This is a genomic window from Alkalibacterium putridalgicola (genome assembly GCF_900109825.1).
GTDB lineage: Bacteria > Bacillota > Bacilli > Lactobacillales > Carnobacteriaceae_A > Alkalibacterium > Alkalibacterium putridalgicola.
This window is the reverse complement of the sequence record NZ_FOBL01000004.1, coordinates 67,234-94,199: the sequence shown is the minus strand read 5'-3', so window position 1 is coordinate 94,199 and position 26,966 is coordinate 67,234. Positions and strand designations below refer to the sequence as shown.

Sequence of the window (26,966 nt, the reverse complement as noted above, 5' to 3'; positions counted from 1 at the left end):
CACACAACGTCATGAGTAAACGGGGCTCTCCATATTTAAGAAAAGCCTTATTCTCCGCTGCACTAGTAGCCTCAAGACACGATCCTGTATTAAAAGCATTTTACGAAAAGAAAATATCCGAAGGTAAACACCACCTTACAGCTCTGGGCGCTGTGTCACGCAAACTCTGTTACATTATTTACGCTATTTTAAAAAAGAATGAACCATACGAAGTGCGTTTGAAATAATTTCAAAAATGACGCTTGCTTAAGTTTATTTGATGCGCCCTTAAATTCCAAAATAGACTGTAGAAATATTAGGTTTTATTGCTTGACTTTATATAGTTAGTCTTTCTAGTCTTTCAACCAGACTTTCATCAGATCGGCCACTAATTCAGGATTCTCTTTGGCTTCTTTTCTGACACGATCTTCTTTTTCACTCATGACTTTATTCTTCTGTTTGTTGACTTCATTTTCTTTTTCCATGATTTCAGACAGATCAGGTTCCGGTTTCACTTTGACCGGCGCTGCCTGAACAGGTTCTTCTTCAAAGAACTCTTCTTCCTGTTTCCCGCGTTTGACCAGGGAAAGAACAAAAATAGAGACCACTAATAGAAGAAGGCCTAAAGACATATAGATCCAGTTCGCTTTCAGGAAATCAGTAATACCCACAAGAATATCTGTCGGATCTCTATCAATGACTAACTCTTCACCGTCAGCAAAAGGTAATATCCCCACAGTTACATCCCCGCGTAAAGGCATGTCAGCCGCATTATCTAACCCTAAGGCGCGTGATACGATACGGTCGATCTCCGGCTCAGCTGGTGCGACACCTGAGTTTGCATTCACAACGATCGAGGCATTAACGCCTTCAACTACTCCTGGGGCCTGTACATAGCGCTGTGTTTCCTGATTCAGTTCATAATTTATCGTACGGTCAAGAGAGGCGTTGTTATCCGGATCGTCATCATCAGCTAATGGAGTCTCTTGTCCTTCGATCAGACTGGCAACCATATCTCGGGCACCGTCAAAACTCTCCGTCTGACTTCTGATCAGCCCTTCACGGTTCTCATCGCCTTCTTCAGTCATCGGTGCCGTGTACTCGATGGTCTCGCCTTCAACGACATCAAAGTTCATGTCTGCGTTCACGACGACACGCAGGTTGTTATAACCATATACTGGAGCCAGCAGTGACAAAATACGCTGTTCCAGATCTTTCTCGTATGACTGCTTCATGGACTGGTGATTCGTGGTCATTTCAGCAGCTGATATATTATTACCGCCTGATTGTAAAAAGCCGCTCAATAGATTGCCGCTGGTATCGACGATCTGTACATTCTCGACAGGTAAACGCTCGACAGCCCCTGTCACTAAAGAGGCGATGCCCTGAATATTCTGCTGAGACAGTGCGCCCCTTGATTCAATAACGATCGATGCAGAAGCTTCGGTACGGTACTCAGGGTTCTGAAAAATACTGTCATCAGGTAAGGACAGCATCACTTTAGCCGCTTCGACCTGATGGATCGATGAAATCGACCGTTCCAGTTCGCCTGTAAGCGCCCGCTGATACATGATCTGTCTGTCTTCATCGGTGGTCATCATGCTGGTTTCATCGAAGATCTCAAAGCCCGTCGATTTTTCCGGCATCAGCCCATTCACAGCCAAGTCGATACGGTAATTGTCGATTTCCTCTTCGTCCATCAGGATGGTTGTGCCGTTATCCTCTAAACGGTACTCCAGACCTTGTGACTCCAGGTCCTCAACGATCGCCCCGGCATCGGCTTCATCTAAATTTGAAAATAATACGGTATATGTACTGCGCTGCATGAAATAGCCGATCAAAAGTGTGGCAATAAGTGCTATGGATACAAAGGCTATGAGCCGCTTTCGTTTAGTTTTATCCAGCTGGAGCCAGCCGTTTTGGATCGACAGCCCCACTTGTTTGACTTTGTTCATCTGAAATCTCCCTTACTCTGTTCTCTTACTCGTTAAAATTGCATGTTTTTCATTTCGTTAAAAGCTTCTAACGATCTGTTGCGTAATTGAACAGCTACTTCTAAAGAGAGTTGTGCTTCCGTCGTTTTGATCATCACTGTATGTAAATCATCCGCCGTGCCGTCAACCAGTGACTGGATGGCTTGAGTCGATTCTGCTTGTTTGGAATCCAGGTTGTTTATCGACTGATTAAGTAGATCGGTGAAAGAGTCCGATTGTTTATCTGTCACCTTAGCGGTCGTCTGTGCGACCTGATCGATTTGCTGCAGTGCATTGGGGTAGAGCTGATTTAATGGGTTAATCATTTTTTTCATTCCTATTCAGTTGAATTTAATTACTTGCTTCCGATTTCCATGGCTCGCTTCAGCATATCTTTACTGCTGTTGATGGCCGTGACATTCGCATCATAGGTACGAATGGCTGTCATCATGTCGACCATCTCGTCCGCCATGTCCACATTCGGATACGCGACATACCCTTCTTCGTTGGCATCTGGATGACCCGGTTCAAAGACCAGTCGGATGTTATCTTCGTCTGCTTCAACACCAGAAATCCTTACACCCTGGCTTTTGGTTGAAATATCCCCTGTGAAACCTGATTTCATTTGTCGCAGATTCTCTTCAAAAAGGACTTGCTGTTTTATGTAAGGACCATCGCCGTTTTCTTTACGCGTCGTATTGACGTTGGCTATGTTAGTAGAAATCGTATCCAGTTTGAACCGTTCAAGATTCAATCCGCTGGCATTGATCTGCATGCTGTTAAAAATAGACATCGTTTAAGCCTCCTTTTTATGTGTTTATCTTAATACGGATCGAATCATGCCGTACTGATTCGTCAGTTGAGTAGATACTGCCTGAAAATAAAGGGCATTGGCAGAGAGTTCAGCCATCTCAGTATCGATCGCAACATTGTTTCCATTCTCAGTTACCCGGTTCCCTGTCTGTTCGATCGTCTGTGGTTTAACGTCGCCGAACCCGGAAACACCAAAATGTTTCGCATGACTTGCCTTTAAGCCGGTCCCATCCATGGCACTCTTCAGCGCGTTTTCAAAATCGACGCGTTTAGCTTTGTATCCGGCAGTGTTTACATTTGAAATATTTGAAGATATCGTCTCTTGTCTCATCGATGAAGCATCTAGAGCATTTTTTAATAAGTGTATATTCTGACCTGTCAACATAGTATGTATCCTTCCTCATTGATCTCATGTTTGTATATTTATTCTTGCTTTTTCACGACAAGATTCATTTTATAGGAGTAAAAGCAAAGGTGCAATACACGTTTTTCAGCAAATTTACTAAAAATAAGCCGTTTTTTCGTTTCTTTATCATTAAAATTATTACAAGTTGTAAAAAAAGATAGTTGATTTTTACTTTGACAGTCAATGTAAATCCCATTAGACCGGGTTTATCATTTGATAGAACGTGCACTGGTTACGGTTTCATCTAGTTAATTACGTACAAAAACAGAATTCACATATTTGTAATAATTTAGCAATATTAAATGTGACGTTTCTGTGAACGAGTAAACATATAATTAAATTTAAACATGAATATTTAGATAACGATTGTTTTATAATTATTCAGACACTTATGAATAGTAACTGATTAAAATACATCAATAATCTATATATATAATGTCCAAAATCCCTCCACATATAATATTACCCAACTATAAATAAACTGACGAATTTTCTCCATAAAAAAAGACCAGCATTAAATGCTGGTCCACGCTTCCAGAAGTTCCGACATCAATCGTCTCGACTGTACCATCTTCTCCTGGTCTTTTTGCAGGTTGGCTTGCAAAAGCTGATTTAAAATAAATGAATACATGGCTTCCAGATCGCTTGCAATAGCGTTCTGACCATCCTGATGGTTGAGAGATACCATCAGTTCCGTTACGATGTCCTGTGCCTTCTGCAAGTTTTTGTTCACTTTACTATAATCATTTTGCTCTAAAGCAAGTTCTCCCAGGCGAATGTACTTGATCGCTCCCTCATATAGTAAAATCACGAGTTGTTTCGGTGAAGCTGTTTCGATCTGATTCTTTTTGTATTGTTTTGCTGCGGATGCATATCCCATTTTTTTGTTCCTTTCTTACATGTCCCGGTCAATAAAGAGTGATTTATCGTTGTTCTTATACAATTTGACTGCTTTTGACTTATGGTTCATCTGTGACAGCTGTGTTGAAAGCTTACTTGACTCTCTTTTAATAAACTGTATGAGTTCCTTTTGCTTAACGATCATCGCTTCAAAAATATTTTTATTCTTTTCACCAAAAGACCTGAGTTCTTCAAAAGATAACTGAGCATCCCATTCACTGAGTGCCGCGAGTGACTCCTGGTTCATTTCAAGGACCGCATAAGCCGTGTCGATCGCCCCATCCGAATCCGACTGCCAGTCGTTTAACCGTTTTAACATAGTTAATAATTCATTTTCTTTAGATCTAAACGCTGTTGAATGTGTCATGCTGATTAGAATCCCCTCAACTGTGTTATTCCTGTCCCATACCCAACTGGCTGTACATCTGTTCAAGCTGTGATTCCGCCTGCATCATTGCCGTATCTAAAGCTGTAAACTCTCTGATATAGCGTGCTTTTTTTGCCTCCAGACGGTCTTCAAACTGAGATATACGATCATCAACATCTCGAATCATACGATCATACGTATCATTCCTTGTTTTGATGATACCTAACGAACTTGAGATGTATTCGTCGACGAATGAACGCATATCTTCTGAAAAGCCAACTTTTTTGGTAGTAGCCGGAACGATATCGCCATTGGCGTCGGCTGTCTCTGGAACCGTCTCAGTTCTAGAAAAGAAATCAGAGACCGCGTTTGGATCTGAATTGATCTGTTCTTCAAGTTTTTCCCGATCGAAACTCGCTGTCCCATCTCGACTGATTTCCACTCCTAGGTCTGCTAAACTAGAAACTGAGCTAGCGCTAGTCGACTGCTTGGTCATCATTTTACGTAAGTTGGACTGAAGACGCATAAGCGTGCCATCTCCAGAAAGTTTCCCTGTCTTGTTGTTTTCTGCAGAAGGATCGCCGACATCCAGTTGTGTCTTTATGTAGCCTTGTGTTGAATTGTATTGTTCAACGAATTTTTCCAGCGTTTCTGCAGCCTTATCCATATCCTCTGTTACAGAGATTTTTGTCTCTTCACTACCCTCGTGAATATTCGTCAGTTCAAAGCTCAATCCTTCGATAACATCATCGATTGTATTAGTTGTGCGCTCAATAGCCAATCCATCAACAGTAAACAGCGCGCTTTTCCCCTGGACAGCTGTTGCAGCATCGAGACCCAAATCAGAGGTCAACGTGCCGGTTCCTGAAACACTTAAGTCTTGTGGACCATATTCATTGTGTGAAAGGACCAGCCGGTTATCGACGATCGAAGCCTTGACACCCGTCTCTTCAGTCTGACCATTAATTTTATCACTGATCGATTTTAAACTATCTGCTGCTTCAACAGTCACATTAAAACTCCCTGCTCCTGTTGTAAGTGTCAAATCCCCTGAAAAAGATAATTCGCTATGTATCGAATCGGTTGGCACCCGGTCACCCGTCAAACGTGTCTGAGTGGCAAGTTGCTGTATTTGAACACGGTATTCACCTGTAGCAGCGCCTTCATCAGCGGTTACAGTCAGATTCTCTTCGCCGGTCAGTTCAACCGTTTTTGAGTTGAACGACTCTGTCTTTCTAACGTCATCCAGGCGTTTGTAAAGAGAATCCAGACGCGTATTTAAATCTTTCCAAGCGTTTTGGGACTGTGTGTACTGCTCTTTCTTTTGCGTGAATTTTACTTTTCGTGAAGATTCGGCTTGAATCAGCTGCTCAACCATACTCATATCCATACCCGAATACATACCCATTATATTCATGCTCTCACTCCATTCTATCTAAAGTAATACCTGACCACTTCCAGATGCCGGCAATCACATCCAGCATTTTCTCAGGTGGTATCTCACGGATCACTTCATTCGTTTCTTTTTCGATCAGCTGAACCAGCGTGCGTCCTGTACCTTCGTGTACTTTAAACGTTAGCTGAGCATTAACACGCTGCATCGCTGCCGTCGCTTCGACAGCACGTTTTTCTAGTTGTTCTTTACTCGTGTTATGCTCTAAACGATCCGATAGTGTTTCAATAGGTTCGATTACTTTGACCGGTTCTACTTCACCATCCTCTGAAAAGAATACCGCATTTTTATTTGAAAGTAAAACCCGGTCGATCGTGCGTAATGCATCAACAGAAGTCACACGCTGGTTCATAATTTTAACTCCTCTACTAATGAATTGTTATATTAAGTATGTAAAGCAGTAAATCATATGTAAGACAAAACCGAAGCAGCAAGGATACTGCTTCGATTTAAATATATTAAAAATTATGTTCAGATGATTATCCCAGTAACTGTAAAACACCTTGAGGCATTTGGTTAGCCTGCGCCAGCATAGCTGTCGAAGCTTGAGAAAGAATATTTGACTTAGTAAAGTCCATCATTTCTTCAGCCATATCAACGTCACGGATACGTGAGTTGGCTTCTGTTAGGTTTTCTTTCGTTGTGGTCAAGTTATTAATTGTATGGTCTAGACGATTCTGGTTAGCACCTAATGAAGAGCGCTGTGTAGATACAGATTGAATTGCGGTATCTATAGCTTCAATTGCCTGATGAGCACCAGTTATAGATTGATCGCCAACAGGATCAAGATTGGATACGTCTAATGCACTAATACCTAAAGCCGTCGATCCCATAGCACCAATCGTTACTGTAAGAGAATCCTCAGCTGCAGTATTGGCACCGATTTGGAGTACGAAATCAGCACTTGTTCCAACTGCACCTGTGCCATCTCCATTTAATAGTTCTTTTTCATTGAATTTTGTAGTCGTTGCTATTCTATCAATTTCTGTAGATAACTCATCCATCTCTGCTTTTATAGCAGTTAAGTCATCTCCGCTATTCGTTCCATTTGATGCTTGTACAGATAGATCACGCATACGATTTAAAATGCTATGTGTTTCGTTTAATGCCCCTTCAGCTGTTTGAATAAGAGAAATACCATCCTGAGCATTACGAGTTGCTTGATTCAAACCAGAGATCTGATTTTTCATCTTTTCAGAAATAGATAGCCCCGCTGCATCATCTCCGGCTTTATTAATTCTTAAACCAGATGATAACTTTGCTAAAGAGTTACTTTTTGATTTGTTTGCTTGCCCTAAACGAGAATATGTATTCATCGCTGCTGTGTTTGTGTTTATACGCATGTTGTTTTCCTCCAAATTAAGTTTTAAGAGTTATTTTTCTCTTATGATTATATTATCGTCAGAAAGACTCAAAAATTAAGGTTTTTTTACGATTTCAAAAAAAAGAGCCAGCTCGTGCTGACTCTTTTCAATTTTTTATTATCCCAATAATTGTAAAACGCCTTGAGGCATTTGATTAGCTTGAGCAAGCATAGCAGTTGATGCTTGAGATAAAATATTAGATTTAGTAAAGTCCATCATTTCTTCAGCCATATCAACGTCGCGGATACGTGAGTTAGCTTCTGTTAAGTTTTCTTTTGTTGTTGTTAAGTTATTAATTGTGTGTTCAAGACGGTTTTGATTAGCTCCCAAAGAAGAACGTTGAGTAGATACTTCAGTGATTGCTAAATCAAGTTTATCGATTGAGTCAGCAGGATCTACTGTGACATCAATAGCATCTATTCCTAAACCAGCTGAGTCCATAGCGTTAGTAGTAACAGTTAATGTATCTGCTGCATTCGTGTTAGCTCCAATCTGCAAATCAATAGTCGTCGCATCTGTTGCCAGAAGAGCCTGCCCATTAAATTCAGTGGTAGTTGCAATTCTATCGATTTCTGTTGAAAGTTCAGTCATTTCAGCTTTAATAGCTGCTGTATCATCGGTACTATTAGTACCATTTGCTGCTTGGACAGATAAGTCACGCATTCGATTAAGAATACTGTGAGTTTCATTCAAAGCGCCTTCTGCTGTTTGGATCAAAGAAATACCATCTTGTGCATTACGAGTAGCTTGATTTAACCCGGAAATTTGGTTTTTCATTTTTTCAGAAATGGATAACCCTGCAGCATCGTCCCCCGCCTTATTGATTCTTAAACCAGAAGATAATTTGGCTAAAGAATTACTTTTAGATTTGTTCGCTTGACCTAAACGAGAATATGTATTCATCGCTGCTGTGTTTGTATTTATACGCATGTTTTTTTTCCTCCAATAAGTTAGTTGTTAAAGACTGTATCGCCTTCTACTTATAATATCGGCAAGTGATAGATAAAGTTAAGGATTAATATTTAATTTTATAAAAAAACGATCAAAGATTTAAGTCTTTGATCGTTTTATCGTATTACCTTACATAGTCCATAATATTCGTCTGTAGTATTTTTGTTCCCATATTCATCGAGGCTTGGTACGCATTCATTTCCATCGTGTAATTCATATATGTCTCAGCTAAATCAATATCCTGATTCTTAGATAAGGAGGTTTCCAAATTTAAATATTCTGAATCATTTCGATCAAGTGCAGCTGACAAACGGTTCTGTATCGCACCGATCTCGGTTCTCGTATTCACAGTGGTGTCTATATGTGATTCGATACGTCCAAGTAAATTTCCTAATTCATCTGTATCATCGTTGTCTAACGCCATAAATACATCATCAAACAATTCACCGATATTGCCGCTGCCATCTTTCAACTCAAACAATTCTGAACCATCTGTTTTCAATTCCACGTTTACTCCTCGAGCGATTTCTTTGGATAGATTGTTGTTCGCTATACTCGACCCCTTGTATTCGATACCACTACCGTTATTCTCGAATGGCTTGGTCGTGCTGTTCTGACCAGCAAAAACATAGCGTCCACCAAAGTTAGTATTGAGTGAATCCATCATCGTCTCCACTTCATTCTGTATTTCCGTTTTGATTGCCTGTCTGTCCTGGGTATTGTACGTGCCATTAGCAGCCTGTTGAGTCAACGTATGGATACGCTGCAGGGAATTCGTCGCATTTGCTAAGGCGGAATCCTGAACATTCGTAAAATCGATAGCATCGTTGATGGTGGTTTTGTACTGTGCATTCTGTTTGATTTCATTTTTCAGATCAATGATTTTAGATACTTTTAATGGATCATCACTGGGACGACTCACTTGTTCGAGTGACGACAGTTGTTCCTGATATTTAAAGACCTTACTCGAATTCTTGTTCAGGTTAGCTAAAAAGCTTTGAGACATTAAGGAATTCGTTATTCTCATTTGTTACACCCCGGTTCTGTTGATTAGTGTGTCGAGCATTTCTGAAATTGTCTGCAAGACACGCGAGTTAGCCTGGAAAGCACTTTGATACTTGATCATATCAACGACTTCTTCATTGATATCGACGCCGGAAATGGACTCTCTACGTTGAGTCAGGAGTGCCATCAGTCCGTTCTGCGTTTCCAGCATGTTATCTTCTTGCTGTTTGACGATACCCATGTCTGTCACCATGCTATTATAACGACCGAATAATGTATCGCCTGTTGAACTATCTTCAAAACTCATTGTGTTTTCATTATAACTCCAAGTAGCTGAGTCAGTCGCCAGAGATTTATGTTGAAGGGAGGCAATCGCCTGTGCACGACTGCCATCTCCAGAAATTTCATTATTCAGGTCTTTTCCTGATACGACAAGATTCGGGTCGGTCCTGATTGCTTCAGTAACCCTTAAAGACGAAGCGGGATTTTCACCATCAACATTGTCGAAGAAATTACTGCCTGCTCCATCTGGGCCGCCTTTATGAATCGTATTAACAGCTTTACCGAAAGCACTGGCAAAATCATCCAGATCTTGCTGACTGCCTGCAATGACTTCTAGAGCATCTTGTGTGCCTTTCATTCTACCAGTTTTAGGAGTAATGAGCTCGTCACCGATAACCAACGAGCCGACTTCTGCAGTGACATCAGTTGTTTCGCCATTTGAAAATACGCCTTGTCCATTCTCTGCGCCTACGACAACGGCTAGTTCTTTCCTGGAATTGCTGTCTAAAACGGTTTGATTACCGATTTCAACGGATACACGGTTAAATTTATCACGTTCGACTGAGATATCGACTTTGCCAGCCAGATTTGTCAGTAACTGATCCTGCTTATCAAGTAGGTCATTCGGTGTGAAGCCTCGGACTGACGCTTGCCAGATCTGTTGGTTTAAATTTTCCAGTTGTTTTAAATCTGAATTGGCATCTAAAGCAGTTTTATCTAATTCGTTCAAAGTGTTTTTATGTAAATTCTCCATGGAATTTGCCATGTGATGGATCGTATCCGTAAATGTCTCCGTTGTCTGCACCAGCATCGTACGTGCCGATGCCTGTTCCGGGTTTGATGCTAGATACGTCCAGGCATTGAACACTTCTGAAATCTGATTCGATAAGCCAGTGTCTGACGGTTCATTAAACACTGCTTCAAGCTCACCGATGATATCCGATAACGCCTGATGACTATTTGTTGTGGAAGTCGCGTCTCGCAGTTGGGTGGTGATATATGTATCGTGCACACGATTGATTCCGTCTACTCTTACGCCGGTGCCGATCTGTCCGACACCTGCAATAGTCGTCGAAAGGTCTGCCTGCATGGTGACGCGCTGACGAGTATAGCCTAGCGTATTCGCATTGGCCACATTGTGCCCGATCGTCTGCAGAGCTGTCTGCTGGGCGTTCAAGCCTTTAGTTGCTGTATTTAGTGTTCCAAATAATCCAGTCATGTGTTTTCTCCCTTAAAGTGATTGATCCAATAACGCGCTCTTTTTGGAACGGTCGTATGTTCCTTTTTTAGAATACGTTTTGTTAGTGTTTGCCGCTTTTTTAATGTAATTTAGCATTGTTTCTGTAAACTGCATCGATTGTTCAGTCAATGTCAGGTTCGTCTCCTGCAGCTGTTTGATTTCACGAGAAAGAACGTCGAGCTTATTCATCTCAACGTTCTTCTGATCAAACGCAGCCAATTTTAACATGACATCTTCTTTCTGCTGAATCAGTTCGATTAACCGGGTCCCATCATTACTGATAAGCACCTGTTTCTCTTTTTCCAGCAAAGCTTTCAATTTTTCCATTTCTGCCAGCACTTGATCTGTTTTAGTCATTACTTTTTATAGCCCCTTTTGATCCTGTAAAATCTTCACTAATCCTTCAGAAATCTTATCCGGATCCACTTGGTATTCACCATTTTGGATCGCCTGTTTGATCGCATCGACGCGTTCTGAGAAAGCCGCTTTGTCTGCATCCAGTAAAGCCTGAGCTTCTTTTGAAATATTTACCTGGACAGCTTCTTTTGAACCAGATTTACTCACTTCTTGTTCCACGTCTTTTTTAGAATGTTTTGTATTATTGATCGATGATACGACATTAGTATATTTATTGATTTTCATCATTCGCACGCTCCTTAACGGATTTTCACTGTTTAGTTTAATAGATTGATTTTATCGTTTCACTGTTCCTTACCCTTACTATCGGAAGTCCCATTGAATTATTAAGTCTCATTTCTGCAAATGTCAAACTAGGAATAGTATAAACAAAAAGTCCTGACAAATAAACCCTTCAGAAATTAAAAGTGAACGCTTATCACTATGTCCACGCTGAATGAGCTGAAATTCAACTATATAATATGGATTAAACGATCGTTTAATAAGAAATGAACACGCTGAGAGCAACTTAACTTGCGACTTTGTCATATCAGTGACCATTTACACCTCTTAATGACAAGGTCATGATCTGAACTTTATTGAGTCGGTTATTTTAGATATAAAATGACAGACCCAAGAATATATTTCTATGGAGTTTGTCATTTCCATTCAAAAATGACAATCTTAATAAGAATTAGCTTGTGAGTCTGTCACTAGACGATCCAGAAACAGATAAAACCAGCCGACACACCTAGTATTCAGGCATGTCGGCTGGTTCTCTCTTAATAATTAAATTTAGCTATCGCGTCTTTCATTTCTCCGGCTAGTTTGGCCAGCATTTCACTCGCGTTGGCGATCTCGAGCATGGTAGATGTTTGTTCTTCCACCGAAGCGGATGCCTCTTCTGTACCTGCCGCGTTTTCTTCAGAAATCGCTGACAGATTTTCGATAACTTCAATGATCTTCTCTTTTTTCTCTGTCATTTTTTCTCCAGAGTCATTGAGCGAGGCGATGACAGTATTCATCTCTGTGATCGCTTCAGAGATCCCATTAAATTTAGTGTTCGTCTGTTCGACTTTATTGCTCTGATGTTCTGAGATAGCTGTCAGTTCTTTCATCGTTTCGACGGCTTGTGAGGTGTTGGTATTTAAATCGGTCACTATTTCACTGATCTCTTCAGTGAATCCGTTTGACTGATCGGCCAGTTTTCTGATTTCTTCAGCAACAACGGCGAAGCCTTTGCCTGCGTCTCCGGCTCGGGCGGCTTCAATGGCGGCATTCAGAGCCAGCAAGTTTGTCTGCTCTGCTATATTTTTAATCATGTTGCTGGCATTACCGATTTTTTGGGCACTTTCGTTCGTGCTCACAATGATACCTTGAATATCGGCAGTTGAACGACTGCTGGTTTCTGTCGCTTCCAGCAATTCTTTCAGACTTGTTGAGCCTTCATTTTTCAATGCATCGACTTTATGTGTCGATGTATTCAGATTTTTCAGATGATAGTCGTTGCTTTCTACTAATTCACCGAGCTCTTCTATTCGCTTGGAGCCATTTTCAGTATCCATCGCTTGCTCAGCGGCCCCTTTAGCAATTTCTTCGATCGCTCCGGCTACTTCGTTCGCTGCGAGGGACGACTGTTCGCTGGAAATATTCAATTCCTTGGATGATGATGCCAGTTGCGTAGAGGTGTCTGATATTTTTTCAACGAAATCTTTGAGGTTATCATTGATCTGCTGAAAAGAGAGTGCCAGTAAGCCGATTTCATCTTTTCGCTTCGTTAATTTCATCGGAATGTCTTCTGTGACATCAAGTTTGGATAGTCTGTCAGCTGACATGGTGACATTACCCAAAGCCTTGCCTAAGTTGTTCGAGAAGGTATACATGATGGCGATCGCTATAACTAAGAACAACAGGATACTGATGCTGGTATACTGAAGCACAGTGAAGGCCCCTTGGTTATAATCGCTCTCATAACTTCCGGCAGTCACTACCCAGCCCCAGTTCGGATCGAGCTCGTTGTAGACGATCTTCGTTCCAATAGTCTCACTGTTCGGTAAAAACCAGTCGTAATAAGTAAATCCGCCGCCGATGTTAGCTGTGGCAATACTGTCTTGAACGAGCAGGTTTCCATTCCCGGCTTTGTCCTCGACGTCCCAGACATTTTCGCCCTCGAGCGAGGGATGAGCGATTTCTTCTCCGTCCTGGCCATAGACAACGATATACCCATTTTCTCCCAGATCAAAAGGGGCACTGATGGGACGTGTACCATCTGCTTGTTTTTCTCCTAGCAAGTACTCTTTGACCATTTCCTGGGCTTCATCCAGCTCCATCGTTCCGTTTTCAACTTCCTGATTTGCCAGATCGATCATCTGAAGAGACATTTCGACGGCATTTTGAAGGATCGTTTCTCCCTTTTCATTCAGTTGGTCTTTGGCGATGGTGTATCCCATAAACCCAATAGCTACGTTAGATAAGACGAGCAAGAGTATAGTAATAAATAAAGTTTTCCCTTTTATCGACTGCGTGATTTTTGACATTGCTTTCCTCCAAATTGATCCTTTTATTTTGATAATGCGTAGATACATATTCAGTAGATCCTATGTATGATGGTTCTCCTCACCTGTTCTCCTCTCTTCTCCGACATGACGTTAATTCATTGTGCTTTGGTCACTCAACTTGTGTATTTACTTGACCACTCTATTACTATCGGAAGTGAAAGCCTCGATTTAATAGTAAAAGCCTTATATAGATGTTTTTTTATTTTTTCACGCTAAAAAGCACTCTCGATCCTCCGAACATTTCTGTCCTTAAGGTTTGAGAGTGCTTTATCATTTATATTTTTATTGATTCAAATGTCTGACGCGCTGTTCTTTGCTTAAAATATTCGTGATACGGATACCGAAGCTTTCATTGATGACAACGACTTCGCCTTCCGCGATCAGCTTGCCATTCACATAGATCTCCAGCGGTTCATCGGTCATTTTGTCCAGTTCCACAACAGAGCCGGTGCTCAGTGACAAGATATCTTTGATCGTCTTGCGGCTCTTGCCTAAAACGACGCTGAAATCAAGCGGGACATCCATAATCAGATCCAGATTGCGTGGGGACCCTTTTGTATCGTTTCTTGGAAGATCCTGGAATTTAGGTTTTTGAATGGAGACAGATTCTGTTTCTTTCGGCGCAGCTTTTTCAGGCTGCACGTCTTGTTTGGGTTCTTCGACTTTCTGAACCGAAACACTGTCACGGCCATTCAAGACTTCTGCTTCATCCCCGACCATGATCTCAGAGATCTCGATCACCGTATCGATAGGCAGGATCTGCATGATCTCACTTTCAAGCAGGCCTTCCACACTTAATTTGAAAGAAGTGGTACACACCACTTCGGACTGATCCGGCATGGCCAGGATAGCGTCGTCTGCGGATTCCCACATATTGACATCCGGTGGTGAAATATCCACACGACGGTCAAACATCGTGGCCATTGCTGTCGAAGCTGAACCGATCATCTGATTCATGGCTTCGGATACCGCACTGAGTTCCAGTTCAGTGAATTCTTTGTCTTCTAAATCTTTTCCGTCATTCCCCATCATTAAATCTGCAATGATGATCGCATCATTCACATCAATCATCAATACATTTTTGCCAACCAGACCTTCTTTGAATGCAATCGACGTGACTACTTTAGGGGTCTCGCTTCCATCAATAATATCTTTAATTGTCACACCTTTAACGACCGGTGTGGTGATACTCACTTTTCGATTCAATAATGTGGAAAGAGTCGTCGCCGCCTGCGACATGGAGATATTACCCACTTCGCCGATAATATCCTTAACGTCCTGACTCAACGGATCTTCGATCGGTTCTGGTTCAGGTTCTGCTTCCATTGTTGCGGTGCCGTTAAGCAACGCATCAATTTCTGCCTGGGTCATTTGATCACTCATCGTCACTCTCTCCTCCCGTAAATTTTAATATTTCTACTGCCAGTTTGTTCTCGAGCTGCCCCGGTTTCACTTTGAAATAAGGTTTGTTTTCAACATACATCGTCAATGGCCGAGATGTTTTATAATCCAGCTGAATGATGTCGCCCTCTTCCATACCTAGGAAATCAGAGACACTCATCTGTGATTCGCCTAAAAGGACTTCGATATCGACAGGTACCTTATCCAGTCCCGCAGCCAATTGTCCCCGTTCAGAGGCATCAAATTCTTTGCCGGAGTGGAACCAGTTTTTGAAACTCAACTTGTCTAATATATCTTCAAAGAATATGTAAGGAATACACAAGTTTATGTAGGTTCGCTGGTCTTCCATCGTGACAGAAAAAGTGACCAGGATAACTGGTTCATTCGGTGACATCGTCTGCAGAAGCTGCGGTTTGGTCTCTGTATCCTGCAGCGTGACTTCGATCTCTTTGATTTCCTTCCACGCCGTCTCAAAGGTGCGCAGGAGAGATTTCATTACGTCTTCTAAAATAGCCATTTCAATATCGGTAAAGTTGGCTTTTTCTGCTAAAAGTTCTTCTGTTGATACATCTGTATACCCGCAGAGCAGTTCGATCATCTGCAGACTGAACTGGGGATTGATTTCCAGTATCTGCAGGCCATTCAAAGGCTTGCTTTGAAACACACCCATCAAGGTGAAACTAGGCACCGAGTGAACAAATTCGTCAAAAGACACTTGTTCGATCGCAGCGATTTTCGTTTCGACAGGCCGTCTTAATTGGGTCGATAATAAGTTGGATACCAGTTTTGAGAAATCTTCAAACACCATCGTAATGGTGGAAAGATACTCTTTTGATAACCGGACAGGTCGTCTGAAATCATACGGTTTGACTTTAGGAGAATTGATCTCCTCTTTTTCTTCTTCCGCATCGATTTCCCCACTGTCCATGGCAACCAACAGGGCATCAATTTCTTGTTGTGATAAAACTTGTTGGCTCAAGACACTTCCTCTTTCTCTATTAGGATCGTTTCTAAATCTATGATACTTACCATCTCATTGTAGGCAAAGACATATCCGGAAACAAGGGTATCCGTGTCCTCGTTCATCATTTGGATCTGGTCAGTTTGGATATCAGTCACCCCGACAACCTTTCCGACCATAAATGCCACAGGATTATCTTGTGTGTTTACAATGATTGTATTATTGTACCATAATTCTTGAGAAGTGGTAGAGCCGTTAAGTAATCTTTCCAGGTCGACCAGGGTCATGATCTGACCACGAAGGTTGATTAATCCCTTCGTCCAAGCAGGGCCTTGGGGGATGGACGTTTCGTGTAAAGTGGTGGTGATTTCTTCGATATTCTCTGTTGTGAAGCCATAAAAGTGCTCTTTTAATTTAAATACGATCAGTTGCATAGTTGAATCCCCCTTGGTTTATCCTGGTGCGTTTTAGTATTGTGACGATTTTTCGAAACTTACTTTTTTCGATATAAACTGACTTAGCTGATAGCTTTGTCGAGTGCTTTGATGACACGTTCTGTATCGAACGGTTTAACGATAAAATCGATGGCGCCGGCACGGATCGCATCCATGACCATCGTCTGCTGACCCATGGCAGAACACATCAAAACGACTGCGCTGCTGTCCATCGCTTTAATTTCTTTCAGTGCTTCCACGCCGTCTTTTTCAGGCATCGTGATATCCATTGTGACGATGTCTGGTTCGACTTCTTTATATTTCTCGACAGCTTCGTTACCGTTCTGTGCTTCTCCGGCTACTTCATAACCGTTCTTTTCTAAAATATCTTTCAATTTGATACGCATAAATGCGGCGTCATCCACTATCAATACTCGTTTACTCATTTTTAATTTCCTCCTATGTTATATACCTAATTCTTTTAAAAGCTGTTCCAGTACTTTCGGCTTCGGTACAAAATACAAACTTCCTTCGATAATCCGTCCTGAACTGTAGAAGTTGTTTTTAATGATAAAGACTTCTTCGCTGAACTGACTCTGTGCCATATAGACACTAGACAGGATCGAGCCGAACATATCCATCGTCATCACTGGAACTGAAGCAAACAAAGGCTTGTCGATCAGCTGCATCACTGCCTGTAGAAATGACTGGACCAGGATATTACTCAATTCAGTCAAAGCAGAATCGATCAGTCCCTCACTCAGTTCATCATTATCCGGCAAAACGATATGCGCCAAAGCTTCAGCGTCTTCCGGGTCGATCACGAATAAAAATACACCATATTCTCGGCCGATAAGTTTGGAAAGCACAGCCTTCACTATTGTATCATCTGACTGTATCGTTTCATACACCTTTTCGTAAGGAAGCAGCTCAACGAACGTGACATCCATTTCGACTTTATTGCCGATCATTTTTGATAAGGCCGTTGCGGCATGCCCACCGCCGATATTAACGACTTCCTGCAAGGCATCGAAGCGAAGCAGCGACGGCTTATCAGACATGACTGAGGACCCGCTTCGCTGTACAAATCGACGTCACATCCAGGATCAGACTGATGCCGCCATCGCCCAGGATCGTTGCTCCGAGATAGAGAGACAGATCATTTAATTCTCTACCCAGTTTTTTAATGACGATCTCTTTCTGGTGAATGAGTTCATCAACGATCAGTCCATACTGCTTGTCGCCGATCAGCACGATGATGATATGCTGGCTGGTCGATTCCTTTTGTGGAAGCCCCAGGACTTCGTTGACACGGACAAGTGGGATCGTCTTTCCTTCATACTGGTAGACTTCGTTCTGGTGTACCCCGATAGCTTCCTTTTCTTCAAAGACGTTCACTTTATCGATCACCGCTTGTGGTATCGCAAAGGTCTCGTCTCCCACTTTAACAAGCAGGGATTGAATGATGGACAGTGTCAGCGGTAGTGTGATCCTGAAGGTCGTTCCTTTATCCACTTCGCTGATCGTTTCGATCTTGCCGTTCAAGCTGGCGATTTTTTCTCTGACCGCATCCATGCCCACACCACGGCCTGAAATGCCTGTGACCGTCTGTGCGGTAGAAAAGCCAGGATGGAAAATAAGATTCTGAAGCTGTTCGTCTGTCATGCCTTCCGTATCAATGCCTTTTTTCCGGGCACTGGCTTCCAAAGCTCTTGGGTCCAGTCCTTTCCCATCATCAGTCAGGGAAATGATGACACGGTTTCCTTCCGGATAGGCAGACAATTTGATCGTACCCATTCTCGGTTTGCCTTTTGCTTCCCGTTCATCCGGCATTTCGACCCCATGATCGGCTGCATTACGCAGTAAGTGGATCAGCGGTTCACCGATTTCTGAAATAACGGTACGGTCGAGTTCGGTGTCTTCGCCTTCAGTCACAAACTGTATTTCCTTGCCCAGCTCATTCGTCAAGTCACGCATCATCCGCGGGAATCGCTGGACGACGACATTAAATGGCTGCATACGGAGCTGCAAGACTAGTTCTTGAAGCTCCGTCGTGATACGACCGACTTGTGTCAAGGGTTCTGTCAACTCGGCCAGCTGATTCTTTTCAGAAACATCTTCCAGTCGTGTTCTGTGAATGACAAGCTCTGATACGAGGTTCATGAACTGATCCAAACGGGTCAGATCGACTCTGATGGTCTGTTTCGCAGCGACCGGTTTCTTTTTAGCTGTTTCTTTAGGAGTAGAGACAGCTGTTTTTTCATCTGCCATTTTATCGGTATTTTCTGTCATATCCACTTCTTCTTTGTCAGAAGTGACGGCTTCATAGGTTGTTTCTTCGATACTGACTTCTTCGATCTCACTGCAGTCTTCGACGTGTTTAAGTAACGTTTCTTTATCCTCTTTACTCAAGTAGTAGACCGCAAAGGAATCGTCCAGTTCACCTTGTTCCAGCGCTTCGGCGGTCGGCTTCATCTGAACGAAGTCGCCCAGCTGTTCCAGTTTACTGATCAACAGGAAGGCCCGGGCCGCTTTCATCATGCTGGTTTCTTCCACTCTCACACCGATGGCATAAAGAGTATAACCGGAGCTCTCAGCTGAGCGAATCGCTACACCGTCTGATTCCTCCAGGACTGGAAAATCATAATCTGTATTCTCATTTTTTTCTAGCTCTTCTGCTTGTTCCGAAGATTCTTTTCCTTCAGCTACCAGCTCTAATCGATGGACCAGCGACGAGATATCGACATCTTCTCTGTCTTCTAGTCTCAAATTTTCTACGATTTCAGCTAAAGTATCCAGACTTTCAAAAATCAGACTGATAAGGTCTGAAGACACGGTCAGTTCATCACTTTTGACCAGTTCAAACAGATTTTCCACTGTGTGAGTCAGTTTGGCCATGGTTTCATAACCCATCGTCGCCGCCATGCCTTTTAATGTATGCGCCGCACGAAAAATGACATCGATGATTTGCTTGTCTTCAGGGTCTTCTTCTAAATGTAATACTTCCTGGTTCAATATCGCTAAGTTGTCATCTGTCTCTTCAAAGAACAGATCACGATACGCACTATTATCTTCCATATTCTTCCACCTTTCACTTAGTCGATTTTTTCATAAATAAACGACGCAACTTTTCTCAAGCCGTATTTATCCGGCTGATAGATCGTCTCCGTTGCGCCTGTAAACAGCAAGCCACCTTTGACCAGCGACTCACTCATGCGTCTGTAAATGTCTTCTTTGATCTCATTCTTGAAATAGATCGTGACGTTGCGGCAGACGATGACATGAAAGTCTTTCCGGTACGTATCAACGATCAGATCATGTTTTTTAAAATCGACTTTAGATTTGATCCCCTCATCCAGGACGAATGTCTTGTCCTTCTCTTTAAAATATTTGGACTTATCAAGCAACGGCACATTCTTCAACTCATTATCTTTAAAGACACCCGTTTTCGCCTTAGCTAAAATCGTGTCATCGATATCTGTGGCTAAAATATTCTGTTTCAAAGGCAAGTCATGTCTGTCCACGATCATGGCCAGTGAATAAGGTTCTGCCCCTATCGAACACGCGGCACTCCAGATCGAAATGGAATCGAATTTCTTGGACAAGTCTGTGACCAGCAAATGCTCGAAATTATCGAACAAATCTTTATTTCTAAAGAACTCCGTCACATTGATGGTTATGTAATCCAGGAACTGCTTTTTTATCCCTGCATTGGAGTGGATCAAAGTCGAATACTCTTCCAACGTCTTTGCACCGGCCTGATTCATGATCGTCTGAATGCGTCGGCGCAGCTGTTTTTCTTTATAAGCATCGAGCTGAATGTTCAGATTTGCTTCGACCCATGTATAGAAGTACTCGAAATTTAATGTTGTCATATACTCACCTAGTCATTTCTTTTATGATATCAGCAATGTCATTTAAACTGCCGACTTGATCTGAAAGTCCTCTTTCAAAGACGACACGTGGCATCCCATAAACGATGGATGTCTGTTTATCCTGAGAGACGATATACCCGCCGGCCTGCTTTATTTTTTCACAGCCGTCTGCTCCGTCATTACCCATTCCTGTAAGAATAAGGCCTAAGATATCTTTCCCATAGGTTTCTGCAGCACTCTCAAATAAATAATCCACCGCCGGTCTGACGCCGTGAATCTTTGCTTCTTCGTTCAGTCTGATTTTATTTTTTCTGATCACCATGTGTTTGCCACCAGGCGCCAGATACACAGTTCCGGCTTTTATCCGCATATTATCCTGGGCTTCCAGCACCTCAACTGAGGATAATGAATCCAGTCTCTGGGCGAATGAAGCTGTGAACCCTTCCGGCATATGCTGCACGATAAATACGGGAACAGAAAGCTGTTCACTGATCGATTGGATCACCTGCACCAATGCTTTCGGCCCGCCCGTTGAAGCGCCTATGGTGATGGCTTTCAAGGCATCTTTTTTATCGATCAGAAGATTTGGTAATAAGGACTTCTCCTTGTTCACTTTGACCGTCCGTTTATCTTCTGGAAAGTGACTGTGAATGCGTATTTCCAGATCTTCCTGGAAAGCTGTCCCGTTATCTTTTATCGAAAGAGGCTTTTCGATAAAGTCTTCCGCACCGAGTTCCAGCGCTTCGATCGTCGTTCTCTCATTTTTTTTTGAACTCAGCATGATGACCGGCATGGTGTACCGTTCTTTCAACACTTTCAACGTTTCGATACCGTTCATTTCCGGCATCTCAACATCCAGTGTAACAAGATCCGGCTGGCTCCGCTCAATGATTCTAAGAGCTTCCTTGCCGTTTCGCGCGACATCCACGACCTCCATATCTCTACATGCATTGATCATGTTACTTAACACTTTGCGCATCAAGGCTGAATCATCGACCACAACTACTTTTATTTTCATACTAAAATCCTCTTCAACCTTCTTTTATAATATAAATTCTTCTCTGTTGACCATTCGCACTTTTACATTAAAATCATTTAGATCCACATACATCGACCGTCCCATCTTGCCCCCCACATGTTCAGACACAATCGGGATCTCTAACTCCGTGAGTGTCGCTTTGACCGCTTCGATATTCCGCAGACCGATCTGGAGCGTCTGAGATTCATTCGTAAAGGTGAACATACTGGCTCCACCTGCGATTTTTGCCAGGATCTTTGTTTCTTTGGTCTGTTCCCTCAGTTCATTCACGATATTCGGCAAAGCGAGATTCGCGAACTTCGCCCACTTGGACGTATCAGAGAATGATGAGCTGTCCGGCAGCATGATATGGCTCAATGCCCCTATTTTCGATTCAGGTGCGTAGAGAGCGATCCCTACGCAGGAACCTAAACCGATCGTAACGAGCTGATTGGGTGCAGTCGCTAATTTATAATCTGAAATACCTACTTTGATTTGTTCCGACATGATTCTCTCCGTTGTGCTGCTGTAGTTTGCTGCTTATGCTTTAACTGTATGAATGGAAACAAGTCCACGCATCTCATCTGCCTTTTCTTCCGAGAACAGACTATGCGGGTCTAAAATCGGTATGATCTCATCCTCTGCTTGAATAAAGGCTGTAATGTAAGAGGTTGATAGCCCAGCGATTTTTCCAGCATCCTTAGCGATCAAGTCTGATGTATCATACGCATGCACAGTCGTCACTTCATCGACCAGCAAGCCGACTTTCGTATCTTTCCAGAAGGCCAGGATGATCTCAGCATCTTCCGGCTGTTCATTTGGCATCTGGTAGAAACGGTCCGCCAAATCAACGACGACGATGACTTCTCCTTCAATGTCCTGCACCCCAATAATGTAGGACGAGACATCAGGAAGACGCGTTTCATTTTCCAGAGCAATGATGCGATCTGTTTGAGTGATCGGCAGGGCAAACGTCTGCTTGCCTGCCTTGAATAAAATATGCTGTTCCATTATTTTTAACTCCTTTGATTACGCAAATTCTGGTTCCATTCCCCCTGAAGGTGTGCTTTCAGTATCCGCTTCTTCCTGACTGATCATAAACTGTTCAGCTGAGGCTTTCAGCGTTTGAGCGACATTCTCCAGACGATTGATGTGTGTGGTAAAGTCTTCCATCGTTGCCAGGATCTCTTCCGCATTCGCAGAGACCTGCTCTGTCCCGGCAGAATTTTCCTGGGCACCAGCAGCGATGCTTTCCAGCTGAGCCACCACTTCTTCTTTCTTCTCGTTGATGACAGCTGATGATCTTTGAACGACCAGCATGCTGGATACCAGCTGTTCAAGTGACAGCGCCACATTTTCAGATGCTTTGATCGCTTCCTGAATTTTTTCTGTCTGCACTTTACTATCGTCATTTGTTTCATCTAAGTGTTCGACCATGTCAGAGGACTTCACTTGAATGTCTCCGATAATGGATTGAATATCTTTTGAAGACGTCGCACTTTGCTCAGCCAGCTTTCTGATTTCATCGGCTACGACAGCAAAACCGCGTCCTGCATCTCCCGCACGCGCTGCTTCAATGGAAGCATTTAATGCCAGCAGGTTTGTCTTTGAAGCAATAGTTGTGATGGCTTTGACGATACCTTCGATATTTTGGATATCGGTATCTACATCTTCGATCTTCACTTTTAGTTCATTCAATGTGTCCAGTGTCTCATTCCACTTCTGGTTGACTTCTTGTGTGGCGTAAGAATTCGTGCCATTGACGATCATCGTGTTGTCTGCATGCTGTCCCATTTGTCCGACAGCTTCGTTTATGTCACTCAGGGCTTTAGACAGCTCGTTCATCTGAGCAGCAGTGGCTTCGGTATCCTGCGTCTGCATCGAAGTCGATTCTGCCACACCATTGATCGTGTGAGACACTTCAGCAGTAGAACGGCTGGTCTGGTCGGCTATCTCAGTCAGGGTCGTCGCCATGCTTGACACGTTATGGCTGTTACCTTGAATCACTTTAACTGTATTCTCAAATGTTTCCATTGTTCGGTTGAAGGCCAAGCCGATCTGGTGGATCTCATTCCCTTTGGGGTTAAGAGCTTTGCCAGTATCCACTTTTTTACCGCGTTTTTTATTCCATTTATTAATCCCTTTGATCAAACTATTTGCCGGGTTCAATAATTCATTTTTATTCAAACGGGCGGTCAAATCACCTTTCTCCACTCGTTTGAACCCATTCATAAGGGCATCGGAAATCGATGACACCAGCCCGGACGCCAGTAAAGCAATAACTGAAGCAACAATGACAGTTAATATCGTTACAAATAAGAGGATCCCCTGAAGCGTTGACGTTTCAGCAGCCATTTCATCTCCGCTGACCATGCCATAAACATTCAGGCCAAGGTTCGGTATGCGATCATAATAGATGCCAAACTGTCTGTTGTTGATTTCTTTATCAAAGACCATCTTGGAAGAATCGATCTGCCCGATAGAATCGATGTCTACAATGCCGTTTGTCTGTACCTCTTCTTCCTCCATAGACTCTTTGAAGAAGTCATAAGAGGACATGTTTTCGCCAACGATTTCCGGTTTGGAAGAAGCGATCACGTCTCCGTTATCTTTCAGGATACTGATGTAGCCAGTCTTGGCGATCTGAGTTTCGTTGATCTCCAAACGGATGGCATCCAGATCCAAGTCAATGGCCAGGACGCCTGCTGATTCACCAAAGTTAGCAATAGAACGAGTGACTGTGAGGCGCTGTTTGTTGTTGAACGTATGCGGATCCGTCCAGTTAAGCCCACTTGATGCCGCGTAGTTTTCCAGCCAGGGGAAAATCTCGACCGGATCTATGCTCCCGCTGACCACAGCCAGTGTCGATACAAAGTCTCTTTCCGGATTTGAAGGGATGAAGTGGACATCTGAGATATAAGGATTACCGGTGACGATGATCTGGAAACGTGTATTTAATTCCTTAGCAGAAGCTTCATCACCATCCACGACACGACCAAGGACACCATCCAGTGCCAGTCGCTTGATGATATCTTCTGCAGTCACACTCGCTTCAGAAACGTTTTTTACCAGGTTTGCCGTGATCTGCTGTTCCTGTGCTTCTACGCGTTCTGTTATGATTGCTGTGGTTCTTGTATATGTATAAAGCATCGCGCCTAGAACAGGTATGAGCATCAAGACGATCAGACTGACCGCAATGGGACCTCTAACGCTCTTATGTTCTTTCTTGACCCCTATTTTCTTTTTGACCGGCCATTTTTTTCCACTTAACTCGAGTTTGGGCCACTTAACAGAACTAAGCTGTTCTTTGACACGCGTAAAGTGTTCTTTAGTTTTTTGCATCGCTCTTCTCCTTTAATAAAAGTTTTCTACTAATTTCACTATCGGCTGTAAAGTATAAATGTTTATGCTTTCAGTGCATAAAAGTGATTGTTCGTATTTCTGTCACAAAATAAAAAGCCCCCAAATGAATGGGGACTTTCTTGATTATGAAAAATGGTTCGTTGCATCTCTCAAGTTGCCGGCGAGCATTTTAAGCTGTTCGATCGAGGCTGAAAACTCCTCCATGGACGCCAATATTTCCTCTGAGTTCGCAGATACTTCTTCAGTCGATGCAGCATTTGATTCAGCCGCAGTCTCTATCTTATCTAACGACTGAACGACTTGGCTTTTCTTATCTTCGACAGAGCGCGCCAGTTCCAGCGATTTGCTGATATGAACAGCCAGCTCCTGGATCTTAAGTGAAATATCATCATTCGTTTTAGTCACTTTTGTCAATGAACTCGTCTGTTTACTGCTGTCTGCCAGTACTCTATCTAGTGTATTCACCATGACAGAAGATTCACTCTGGATCTCACTGATCAGTCCGGCGATCATGTCAGAAGACTGATGACTTTTATCAGCCAGCTTCCGGATCTCTTCTGCCACAACAGAAAATCCCTTCCCTGCTTCTCCAGCCCGCGCCGCTTCAATAGAGGCATTCAAGGCGAGCAGATTGGTTTGTTCCGATATGTTTTGAATGGCTCTTAATATACTCTCGACATCTTGAACTTTTTCATCTACTGAACCAATATCTCTTTTTAAATCATTTACTGAATGGACCGTCTGATCCCATGTATGATTGACTTGATTCATGTTCTGATCGTTCTCACCCAAAGAAATCACTGTCTGATCCGCATGTTTGCCGACTTCCTGCATATTTTCTGATATGGCTGTAACATATTCCGCCAGTTCATCCATCTGAGAAACGGTCTCTCTTGTGTCTTTCGTTTGAAGACTGGAAGAATGGGCGATCGTTTGGATCGCTTCTGACACTTCTTCTGTCGCCCGCTTGGTCTGTTCAGTAATTTCTGATAGATCTGAAGCCATATCATCAACTGATTTTGACCGTCTTTTGATATCGGTGACGGCACCGTCGATGGTCGTCAGGGACTGATTAAAACTCAACCCGATTTGATGGAGTTCATCTCCATTCTCTTTAAAAGAATTCAATTTCTTCTTATTGATTTTTTTAGGATTTTTCTTTTTGTTCTTATAAGAAGTCAGGCGTGTCTTCAGTTTCCCCTGCTGCAGATCTCCTAAGGCATACTGAATGGTCCGCGTTACTTGAACCAGATAGTTGGAGAAGAAGAGGGCAATAATTATCGCTCCTATGATACTAAGTACGATGACCCGTGATGCACTCTCCATGAAGACCGCTCTTTCTGTGGCAATTTCATCAGCTGTTACATGTCCATAAACTATAAGGTTCATGTCCGGGACCCGTTCATAATAGATAGGGTACGATTGTCCATTCAGATCATTGAACAGTTCCCCGGTCTCCTCTGTTGCATCTAAAAAGAGAGGATCCTGAGTGAGATCCAGGCCTGCCCGGGACGCATCTTGAGTGAACTGCCAGTATCCTCTATCTGTAATGACAAAAGGATGACCTGTTTCACCAATACGTTTATTATCTACTACCTGGGCAATACTTCCCATATCTAACTGAACACCTAAGATACTTGTTTCACCGTTGGATTGTTCGATTTCCATCGTCGCAGCCATCGTCGTCGCACTCGTCACGACATCAGAATAGGGTTGGGAATAAACGATCTCCCCATCCGCTGACAGAGTTTCCTCCAGCCACTCATCCGTTGATTCTAAAACGGCCTCTGTTTCTCTTGTAGACAGTGTTTGAGATTCCGGCAAGTAGATGAACACGTCGCTTATGTATTCGGAGGCTGCCTGAATCGTTGATATGAGCTGTTGAAGGTCATCTCTATCTTCTCCACCAGCCGCATTCTTCACATCAGGCACTTCTGAAAGAGCAGCAAGTGAGTTGTTCGCCTCACTTTTAATACTTTCAAAAATCTCCACGACCCCGCTTGTCGCATCTCGCTGTTCAGTCATGACCCTCTGAGTCACAGCCTTCTCCATTCGAAGAAAGAGGGCAACAGAAACGATCACGATCGGAATAAATACGATGCTTGTGAACAACAATATAAATCGTGTTCGTATCGTTTTATTTCTTTTTTTTGCTTTTTTTCTTTTAAATCGGTTTGATACTTTCATACTTTTCCTTCTTTCGATTTTATCTATACCTATACTATTA

General features: G+C 42.8%; 28 protein-coding genes. 1 reads left to right on the top strand and 27 read right to left on the bottom strand.

The window, feature by feature from the left end; all coding sequences use genetic code 11:
* On the top strand, positions 1-227 hold a 227-nt coding region (locus tag BMX84_RS02465), incomplete at its 5' end, for a transposase (protein WP_143058656.1).
* Positions 228-332: 105 nt separating this feature from the next.
* Here the strand turns inward: BMX84_RS02465 and fliF are convergent.
* The 27 genes from fliF to BMX84_RS02325 form a co-directional block, all read right to left on the bottom strand.
* Positions 333-1,934, bottom strand: coding sequence for a flagellar basal-body MS-ring/collar protein FliF (fliF, locus tag BMX84_RS02460; RefSeq protein ID WP_091486913.1), 1,602 nt, complete (start codon positions 1,932-1,934; stop codon positions 333-335).
* 32 nt (positions 1,935-1,966) lie between these two features.
* The gene (fliE, locus tag BMX84_RS02455) at positions 1,967-2,278 is read right to left on the bottom strand and encodes a flagellar hook-basal body complex protein FliE (protein WP_091486911.1); all 312 of its coding nucleotides are present in this window, start codon (positions 2,276-2,278) and stop codon (positions 1,967-1,969) included.
* Between the two features lie 29 nt (positions 2,279-2,307).
* The gene (gene flgC, locus BMX84_RS02450) at positions 2,308-2,745 is read right to left on the bottom strand and encodes a flagellar basal body rod protein FlgC (RefSeq protein ID WP_091486910.1); all 438 of its coding nucleotides are present in this window, start codon (positions 2,743-2,745) and stop codon (positions 2,308-2,310) included.
* Between the two features lie 24 nt (positions 2,746-2,769).
* The gene (gene flgB / locus BMX84_RS02445; RefSeq protein WP_091486908.1) at positions 2,770-3,150 is read right to left on the bottom strand and encodes a flagellar basal body rod protein FlgB; all 381 of its coding nucleotides are present in this window, start codon (positions 3,148-3,150) and stop codon (positions 2,770-2,772) included.
* Positions 3,151-3,685: 535 nt separating this feature from the next.
* Entirely contained in the window at positions 3,686-4,051 is a 366-nt protein-coding gene (gene fliS, locus BMX84_RS02440; RefSeq protein WP_091486906.1) for a flagellar export chaperone FliS, read from the bottom strand.
* Between the two features lie 15 nt (positions 4,052-4,066).
* Positions 4,067-4,438: a hypothetical protein gene (locus tag BMX84_RS02435; protein WP_091486905.1), complete on the bottom strand. Its 372-nt coding sequence runs from the start codon at positions 4,436-4,438 to the stop codon at positions 4,067-4,069.
* A gap of 25 nt (positions 4,439-4,463) precedes the next feature.
* Positions 4,464-5,855, bottom strand: coding sequence for a flagellar filament capping protein FliD (gene fliD, locus BMX84_RS02430; protein WP_091486903.1), 1,392 nt, complete (start codon positions 5,853-5,855; stop codon positions 4,464-4,466).
* A gap of 4 nt (positions 5,856-5,859) precedes the next feature.
* Complete coding sequence (locus tag BMX84_RS02425; protein WP_091486902.1) at positions 5,860-6,243, bottom strand: flagellar protein FlaG; 384 nt, start codon at positions 6,241-6,243, stop codon at positions 5,860-5,862.
* A 127-nt stretch (positions 6,244-6,370) separates the two neighbouring features.
* Positions 6,371-7,234 carry a flagellin N-terminal helical domain-containing protein gene (locus tag BMX84_RS02420; RefSeq protein WP_091486900.1) on the bottom strand — a complete coding sequence of 288 codons (864 nt, stop codon included), beginning with the start codon at positions 7,232-7,234 and terminating at the stop codon, positions 6,371-6,373.
* A 138-nt stretch (positions 7,235-7,372) separates the two neighbouring features.
* Positions 7,373-8,185: a flagellin N-terminal helical domain-containing protein gene (locus tag BMX84_RS02415; RefSeq protein WP_091486899.1), complete on the bottom strand. Its 813-nt coding sequence runs from the start codon at positions 8,183-8,185 to the stop codon at positions 7,373-7,375.
* 145 nt (positions 8,186-8,330) lie between these two features.
* Entirely contained in the window at positions 8,331-9,233 is a 903-nt protein-coding gene (gene flgL, locus BMX84_RS02410) for a flagellar hook-associated protein FlgL (protein WP_091486897.1), read from the bottom strand.
* 3 nt (positions 9,234-9,236) lie between these two features.
* Positions 9,237-10,712: a flagellar hook-associated protein FlgK gene (gene flgK, locus BMX84_RS02405; RefSeq protein WP_091486895.1), complete on the bottom strand. Its 1,476-nt coding sequence runs from the start codon at positions 10,710-10,712 to the stop codon at positions 9,237-9,239.
* A gap of 12 nt (positions 10,713-10,724) precedes the next feature.
* Positions 10,725-11,090 (bottom strand): flagellar export chaperone FlgN, encoded by a 366-nt coding sequence (gene flgN, locus BMX84_RS02400; protein ID WP_091486893.1) that lies wholly within the window; start codon positions 11,088-11,090, stop codon positions 10,725-10,727.
* 6 nt (positions 11,091-11,096) lie between these two features.
* On the bottom strand, positions 11,097-11,378 hold the full coding sequence (gene flgM, locus BMX84_RS02395) for a flagellar biosynthesis anti-sigma factor FlgM (RefSeq protein WP_091486892.1): 282 nt from the start codon (positions 11,376-11,378) through the stop codon (positions 11,097-11,099).
* Between the two features lie 533 nt (positions 11,379-11,911).
* Entirely contained in the window at positions 11,912-13,666 is a 1,755-nt protein-coding gene (locus BMX84_RS02385; RefSeq protein WP_177165434.1) for a methyl-accepting chemotaxis protein, read from the bottom strand.
* Between the two features lie 303 nt (positions 13,667-13,969).
* Entirely contained in the window at positions 13,970-15,070 is a 1,101-nt protein-coding gene (fliY, locus tag BMX84_RS02380) for a flagellar motor switch phosphatase FliY (protein ID WP_091486885.1), read from the bottom strand.
* A complete protein-coding gene (gene fliM / locus BMX84_RS02375; protein ID WP_281282299.1) occupies positions 15,063-16,067 on the bottom strand; it encodes a flagellar motor switch protein FliM in 1,005 nt (334 codons plus the stop codon). The genes fliY and fliM overlap by 8 nt, the downstream gene beginning before the upstream one ends.
* Positions 16,064-16,483, bottom strand: coding sequence for a chemotaxis protein CheW (locus BMX84_RS02370; RefSeq protein ID WP_091486883.1), 420 nt, complete (start codon positions 16,481-16,483; stop codon positions 16,064-16,066). Before BMX84_RS02370 ends, fliM begins: the two co-directional genes overlap by 4 nt.
* 83 nt (positions 16,484-16,566) lie before the next feature.
* Entirely contained in the window at positions 16,567-16,929 is a 363-nt protein-coding gene (locus BMX84_RS02365) for a response regulator (RefSeq protein ID WP_091486878.1), read from the bottom strand.
* A gap of 18 nt (positions 16,930-16,947) precedes the next feature.
* Entirely contained in the window at positions 16,948-17,544 is a 597-nt protein-coding gene (locus tag BMX84_RS02360; RefSeq protein ID WP_091486877.1) for a chemotaxis protein CheC, read from the bottom strand.
* Positions 17,537-19,561, bottom strand: coding sequence for a chemotaxis protein CheA (locus BMX84_RS02355; protein WP_091486874.1), 2,025 nt, complete (start codon positions 19,559-19,561; stop codon positions 17,537-17,539). The genes BMX84_RS02360 and BMX84_RS02355 overlap by 8 nt, the downstream gene beginning before the upstream one ends.
* A gap of 17 nt (positions 19,562-19,578) precedes the next feature.
* Entirely contained in the window at positions 19,579-20,358 is a 780-nt protein-coding gene (locus BMX84_RS02350; protein WP_091486872.1) for a CheR family methyltransferase, read from the bottom strand.
* Positions 20,359-20,362: 4 nt separating this feature from the next.
* On the bottom strand, positions 20,363-21,376 hold the full coding sequence (locus tag BMX84_RS02345; RefSeq protein WP_177165433.1) for a protein-glutamate methylesterase/protein-glutamine glutaminase: 1,014 nt from the start codon (positions 21,374-21,376) through the stop codon (positions 20,363-20,365).
* Between the two features lie 24 nt (positions 21,377-21,400).
* Positions 21,401-21,883 (bottom strand): chemotaxis protein CheD, encoded by a 483-nt coding sequence (locus BMX84_RS02340; RefSeq protein WP_091486869.1) that lies wholly within the window; start codon positions 21,881-21,883, stop codon positions 21,401-21,403.
* A 33-nt stretch (positions 21,884-21,916) separates the two neighbouring features.
* Positions 21,917-22,387 carry a chemotaxis protein CheW gene (locus BMX84_RS02335; protein ID WP_091486867.1) on the bottom strand — a complete coding sequence of 157 codons (471 nt, stop codon included), beginning with the start codon at positions 22,385-22,387 and terminating at the stop codon, positions 21,917-21,919.
* A gap of 18 nt (positions 22,388-22,405) precedes the next feature.
* A complete protein-coding gene (locus BMX84_RS02330; RefSeq protein ID WP_091486864.1) occupies positions 22,406-24,718 on the bottom strand; it encodes a methyl-accepting chemotaxis protein in 2,313 nt (770 codons plus the stop codon).
* 144 nt (positions 24,719-24,862) lie between these two features.
* Positions 24,863-26,926 carry a methyl-accepting chemotaxis protein gene (locus BMX84_RS02325; protein WP_091486861.1) on the bottom strand — a complete coding sequence of 688 codons (2,064 nt, stop codon included), beginning with the start codon at positions 26,924-26,926 and terminating at the stop codon, positions 24,863-24,865.
* Positions 26,927-26,966: the final 40 nt, after the last annotated feature.

Coding starts and splice junctions, on each gene's coding strand:
- fliF (WP_091486913.1), bottom strand. CDS start 1,934: ATGAACAAAGTCAAACAAGTGGGGCTGTCGATCCAAAACGGCTGGCTC.
- fliE (WP_091486911.1), bottom strand. CDS start 2,278: ATGATTAACCCATTAAATCAGCTCTACCCCAATGCACTGCAGCAAATC.
- flgC (WP_091486910.1), bottom strand. CDS start 2,745: ATGTCTATTTTTAACAGCATGCAGATCAATGCCAGCGGATTGAATCTT.
- flgB (WP_091486908.1), bottom strand. CDS start 3,150: ATGTTGACAGGTCAGAATATACACTTATTAAAAAATGCTCTAGATGCT.
- fliS (WP_091486906.1), bottom strand. CDS start 4,051: ATGGGATATGCATCCGCAGCAAAACAATACAAAAAGAATCAGATCGAA.
- BMX84_RS02435 (WP_091486905.1), bottom strand. CDS start 4,438: ATGACACATTCAACAGCGTTTAGATCTAAAGAAAATGAATTATTAACT.
- fliD (WP_091486903.1), bottom strand. CDS start 5,855: ATGAATATAATGGGTATGTATTCGGGTATGGATATGAGTATGGTTGAG.
- BMX84_RS02425 (WP_091486902.1), bottom strand. CDS start 6,243: ATGAACCAGCGTGTGACTTCTGTTGATGCATTACGCACGATCGACCGG.
- BMX84_RS02420 (WP_091486900.1), bottom strand. CDS start 7,234: ATGCGTATAAACACAAACACAGCAGCGATGAATACATATTCTCGTTTA.
- BMX84_RS02415 (WP_091486899.1), bottom strand. CDS start 8,185: ATGCGTATAAATACAAACACAGCAGCGATGAATACATATTCTCGTTTA.
- flgL (WP_091486897.1), bottom strand. CDS start 9,233: ATGAGAATAACGAATTCCTTAATGTCTCAAAGCTTTTTAGCTAACCTG.
- flgK (WP_091486895.1), bottom strand. CDS start 10,712: ATGACTGGATTATTTGGAACACTAAATACAGCAACTAAAGGCTTGAAC.
- flgN (WP_091486893.1), bottom strand. CDS start 11,090: ATGACTAAAACAGATCAAGTGCTGGCAGAAATGGAAAAATTGAAAGCT.
- flgM (WP_091486892.1), bottom strand. CDS start 11,378: ATGATGAAAATCAATAAATATACTAATGTCGTATCATCGATCAATAAT.
- BMX84_RS02385 (WP_177165434.1), bottom strand. CDS start 13,666: ATGTCAAAAATCACGCAGTCGATAAAAGGGAAAACTTTATTTATTACT.
- fliY (WP_091486885.1), bottom strand. CDS start 15,070: ATGAGTGATCAAATGACCCAGGCAGAAATTGATGCGTTGCTTAACGGC.
- BMX84_RS02370 (WP_091486883.1), bottom strand. CDS start 16,483: ATGCAACTGATCGTATTTAAATTAAAAGAGCACTTTTATGGCTTCACA.
- BMX84_RS02365 (WP_091486878.1), bottom strand. CDS start 16,929: ATGAGTAAACGAGTATTGATAGTGGATGACGCCGCATTTATGCGTATC.
- BMX84_RS02360 (WP_091486877.1), bottom strand. CDS start 17,544: ATGTCTGATAAGCCGTCGCTGCTTCGCTTCGATGCCTTGCAGGAAGTC.
- BMX84_RS02355 (WP_091486874.1), bottom strand. CDS start 19,561: ATGGAAGATAATAGTGCGTATCGTGATCTGTTCTTTGAAGAGACAGAT.
- BMX84_RS02350 (WP_091486872.1), bottom strand. CDS start 20,358: ATGACAACATTAAATTTCGAGTACTTCTATACATGGGTCGAAGCAAAT.
- BMX84_RS02345 (WP_177165433.1), bottom strand. CDS start 21,376: ATGAAAATAAAAGTAGTTGTGGTCGATGATTCAGCCTTGATGCGCAAA.
- BMX84_RS02340 (WP_091486869.1), bottom strand. CDS start 21,883: ATGTCGGAACAAATCAAAGTAGGTATTTCAGATTATAAATTAGCGACT.
- BMX84_RS02335 (WP_091486867.1), bottom strand. CDS start 22,387: ATGGAACAGCATATTTTATTCAAGGCAGGCAAGCAGACGTTTGCCCTG.
- BMX84_RS02330 (WP_091486864.1), bottom strand. CDS start 24,718: ATGCAAAAAACTAAAGAACACTTTACGCGTGTCAAAGAACAGCTTAGT.
- BMX84_RS02325 (WP_091486861.1), bottom strand. CDS start 26,926: ATGAAAGTATCAAACCGATTTAAAAGAAAAAAAGCAAAAAAAAGAAAT.